We start from the raw sequence: 3,453 nt of genomic DNA on the forward strand, positions 1-3,453 counted from the left end.
AAAGTTGATAAGCAAAATACTAGCGAAAAAAACGTTGAATGATCAAAAAGGTATTCCGTACGGTGTGGCTATCAGCATCGGATTCTATTTGGTTATTTTAACCAAATCTACGCCATATATATAACCTCAAAAAATGAGAATATTATGAGATCACGACTGGTATTACTTGTTGCCATCGCTGCTTTAACCGTGGGCGTATTAGGCGCTGTCGATTTGTTTAAGAGTGAACCCGAGCCCAACACTACCGATGAAATGGTCGTAGAAAAAATCGAAGAACATGTGGGAGTGTGGATTGCAACTGAAGCGCTTAAAAAAGGGCATGTAGTCAATGCACAAGACGTTGTTAAACGACAATTGCCTCTTAGTGAAGCACTAAAACTTGGTGTCAGAGAAGATACACAAATCAGTTTCTCACCTTCCATTCTATTAAATCGAAACCTGCGCTCTGGTGATGTGGTATTGCCTGAATATCAAGTGAGCCCTGGTAAACCTGGCTACATTGATCTTCTCGTTACCGAGGGTATGACATTATACCCACTGAAAGTTAGCGATAAAAACTTGATTAATGATTACATCCGGCCGGGGTCTTTTGTCGATGTGCTTACGGTGAGCTCTCCTAATGCCAATTTGGCTGGCAACCTTGATAAGCCGAAGCGTTTTCGCGGAGTGAAGGCGTCGATGTTTTTGAAACATGTCAAGGTGCTCAATATCGGAAATGATGACACAGGGGACAGATCGGTTACTGCTCGCTCTCCAAGTGAAGAAGCTGGCTTAACGACGGTTGTTATTGAAGTAAGCCCGGATGATCTACCCAAACTTGCCCTTGCACAACGAACCATGCACATCGAAATTTATCGCAGCCAAACCTATAGTCAGCCTGAGTTTGCCGAGGTGCGTAACATCATTGATAACTACACAGGAGTTAATGAGTTACGTGGTAATGAGAACAACCCAAGAGAGGCTTTGTGATGAGGATTATCCATCAAGGAGCATTGTTTGGCTCCATTCTAGTAACGCTGTTTGGCTTACTTTCAACAACAAACACTTTCGCTGCTGATCGTTCTATCACTTTAAATGATGGCCAACACATTCAACTTAAAACACCAATCGGTCAAGTGTTCATAAACAACCCTAACATCGTCGATTACAAGGTAATCAACGATAGCACTCTTGTTGTGTTTGCGAACAGTGTGGGCCAATCGCGATTGATTGTTTATGGAGTGGATAATGATGTGCTGCTATCCGACCGTATTATTGTTGATTTGAACTTAACGGACGTTAGAAAACAACTTAAATTCCATTTTCCTGACGCTCAAGTAAAGGTTCAGTCAATAGGTGAGCAAGTTGCAGTGAGTGGTATCGTTGATTCAGAAGAAACGCGTGACGATATTTATCGCTTGGTCGCGACGTTACTAGACCGAGAAAAAATGGAGAAATGGGACAAAACACAAAAGCTAAAATTTAAATCCGACAGTTCGGATTATGAAGAGTCTGAAAGCATGGTGTTTGCTCGCAATATGACGTGGCAAGGGATCATCGAGCGAATTGAAGTCGCCACGACTCAGCAGGTGAACGTCAAAATATCGGTCGCGCAAGTGACAGAATCGTTTGGACAAACCATCGGTTCTGATTGGAGCACGGTAGGTTCAAGTGTCGGGCAATTTGTTTTTGACCAATTCGATGCGGCTAATCTCACTACCTTAATTACAGCGTTGGGAAATGACCAGATCGCAGAGGTTCTGGCTGAGCCGAACTTAACCGTATTATCCGGTGAGTCTGCAAGTTTTCTGGTTGGCGGGGAAGTACCTGTAATCATGTCTTCCAATAATAACGTCAACATCTCATTCAAAGAGTTCGGTATCAAGCTGGATCTAACGGCCAAAGTGTTGAGCCAAGACAAGATCCGAATGCAGCTGGCACCTGAAGTGAGTGAAGTTGAGGGTTATGTTGAAGCCGCTGGTATCAAAGTGCCACAGCTTGTTTCTCGTCGTGCAATGACAACGGTGGAGCTGGCCGATGGTGATAGCTTTGTTCTGGGTGGTTTGATGAGCAGCGCTGATTTGGAAAAAATGCAAAAGATCCCATTTATTGGTGATATTCCAGTTCTTGGCGCCGCGTTCAGAAAAGCAACCACCGAAAGAAAACGTACCGAATTGGTTATTGTCGCTACTGTAAATCTAGTGGATCCAATGAAGCCAAAAGATATTCAACTTCCGTACATTAAGAAGACATCGACATTGGCACGTTGGTTGAACATCAAATGGGATGGTAAGGAAGTGACGTCGTCTGATGCAACAATTCGTCTGCTGTCGCAAGGAGGATTTATCAAATGAAGAAATTAGCATTGATAGCCTTGTTCTCTGCCTCACTGTTTGGCTGTGCTTCTGAACAGTATTTCGTTGGTCAAGGTGCTGAAGCTCTAGTTTACAAAGAGCACCATAGTTTTGAGTTTGTGATAAAAAAACGCGATAAAACAGTTCAGCAGATTAGTGACTTGATACAGGAAATTGAATCGGTCGATAAAGAGGCTACCTATGTTGTGGATTATAAGTCAGCTGCGAACAAACAGCTGCTGCAGAGTATTTTTAAAAAGTATCCATCGCATATTATCACACCACAACGAGTTGTTTATCGGTATGCCCAGTCGTTGCCAAGTGACCTAGGAATCAAAGTAACACTAACGCGCTTGAAGACACAAACGTGCAAGCCAGCCCAAATACATGTCAATTTGAGGCAGTCTGACTGTTTTGTTGAGTCGATGAGATTGAAGCAAGTGGCGCATAAGTCAAGATTGGTAGGAGAGCAATAATGTTTGATTTGACAAAAGCGTTAGCAACCAAAGCCAAGCCAGTTCTGACAACCTCGAGCGGTGTGGCTGGGTGTACGTTATTTTATCAATCACAAGAGTGTTTGAATCTAGTTCAAGAAGTATTTCTGTTTGAAGGGTGGGATGAGCCAGCTTGCGTAAACACAACGGCCGGATTAACCAAAGTTACCGAGCAACAAAGCAGTCATATTGTGATTCTTGAGCTTAATGAGTCGAGCAATGTTGTAGAAGATGCAAAAGCTTTCGCTAGTAAACTACCAACTCATAAAGGCGTGGTAGTTATAGGTAAAGAGGATGCTATTTCAACGCTTCGCTCTCTTAAAGAGATGGGGTTCTACTACGTTTTCTGGCCGGTGAATAAACAAGAATTTGCGGACTTCTTAACTCACGTGAGTAAGAACCTCAAAACCTTTTCTGGTGTCAGCCAGAAACGTAAAGCAAAACGCGTTGCTATTGTTGGTAGCAAAGGTGGTGTGGGCGCGTCGTTTATCTCTACTGAACTTGGGTCACTGTTATCGACACAAGGCTCAGATACGATTCTTGTCGACCATCAAAATGCTGGTACTAATATTGATGTTTTGCTTGGGCTAAAAGATTTTATGCCGCGAACCATTGATGAGTTTACC

General features: G+C 43.0%; 3 protein-coding genes and 1 pseudogene. All 4 read left to right on the plus strand.

Features of this window, described 5'->3' with window-relative positions; translation table 11 throughout:
* Positions 1 to 144: 144 nt before the first annotated feature.
* Positions 145 to 969, plus strand: coding sequence for a Flp pilus assembly protein CpaB (gene cpaB / locus BCT81_RS14980; protein ID WP_102424945.1), 825 nt, complete (start codon positions 145 to 147; stop codon positions 967 to 969).
* Positions 969 to 2,333, plus strand: a complete 1,365-nt coding sequence (locus BCT81_RS14985; RefSeq protein ID WP_102424946.1) for a pilus assembly protein N-terminal domain-containing protein — start codon at positions 969 to 971, stop codon at positions 2,331 to 2,333. Before cpaB ends, BCT81_RS14985 begins: the two co-directional genes overlap by 1 nt.
* Complete coding sequence (locus tag BCT81_RS14990) at positions 2,330 to 2,809, plus strand: hypothetical protein (RefSeq protein WP_102424947.1); 480 nt, start codon at positions 2,330 to 2,332, stop codon at positions 2,807 to 2,809. The genes BCT81_RS14985 and BCT81_RS14990 overlap by 4 nt, the downstream gene beginning before the upstream one ends.
* Positions 2,809 to 3,453 (plus strand): annotated as a pseudogene (locus tag BCT81_RS14995) (chromosome partitioning protein ParA); the annotation flags it as partial. The gene BCT81_RS14990 and the pseudogene BCT81_RS14995, both read left to right, overlap by 1 nt.

This window comes from Vibrio sp. 10N.261.52.A1 (genome assembly GCF_002876325.1).
In the GTDB taxonomy this organism is placed as follows: domain Bacteria; phylum Pseudomonadota; class Gammaproteobacteria; order Enterobacterales; family Vibrionaceae; genus Vibrio; species Vibrio chagasii.

What these genes read in the sequence shown, in the direction of transcription:
- cpaB (WP_102424945.1), top strand. Translation starts at nt 145, where the DNA reads ATGAGATCACGACTGGTATTACTTGTTGCCATCGCTGCTTTAACCGTG.
- BCT81_RS14985 (WP_102424946.1), top strand. Translation starts at nt 969, where the DNA reads ATGAGGATTATCCATCAAGGAGCATTGTTTGGCTCCATTCTAGTAACG.
- BCT81_RS14990 (WP_102424947.1), top strand. Translation starts at nt 2,330, where the DNA reads ATGAAGAAATTAGCATTGATAGCCTTGTTCTCTGCCTCACTGTTTGGC.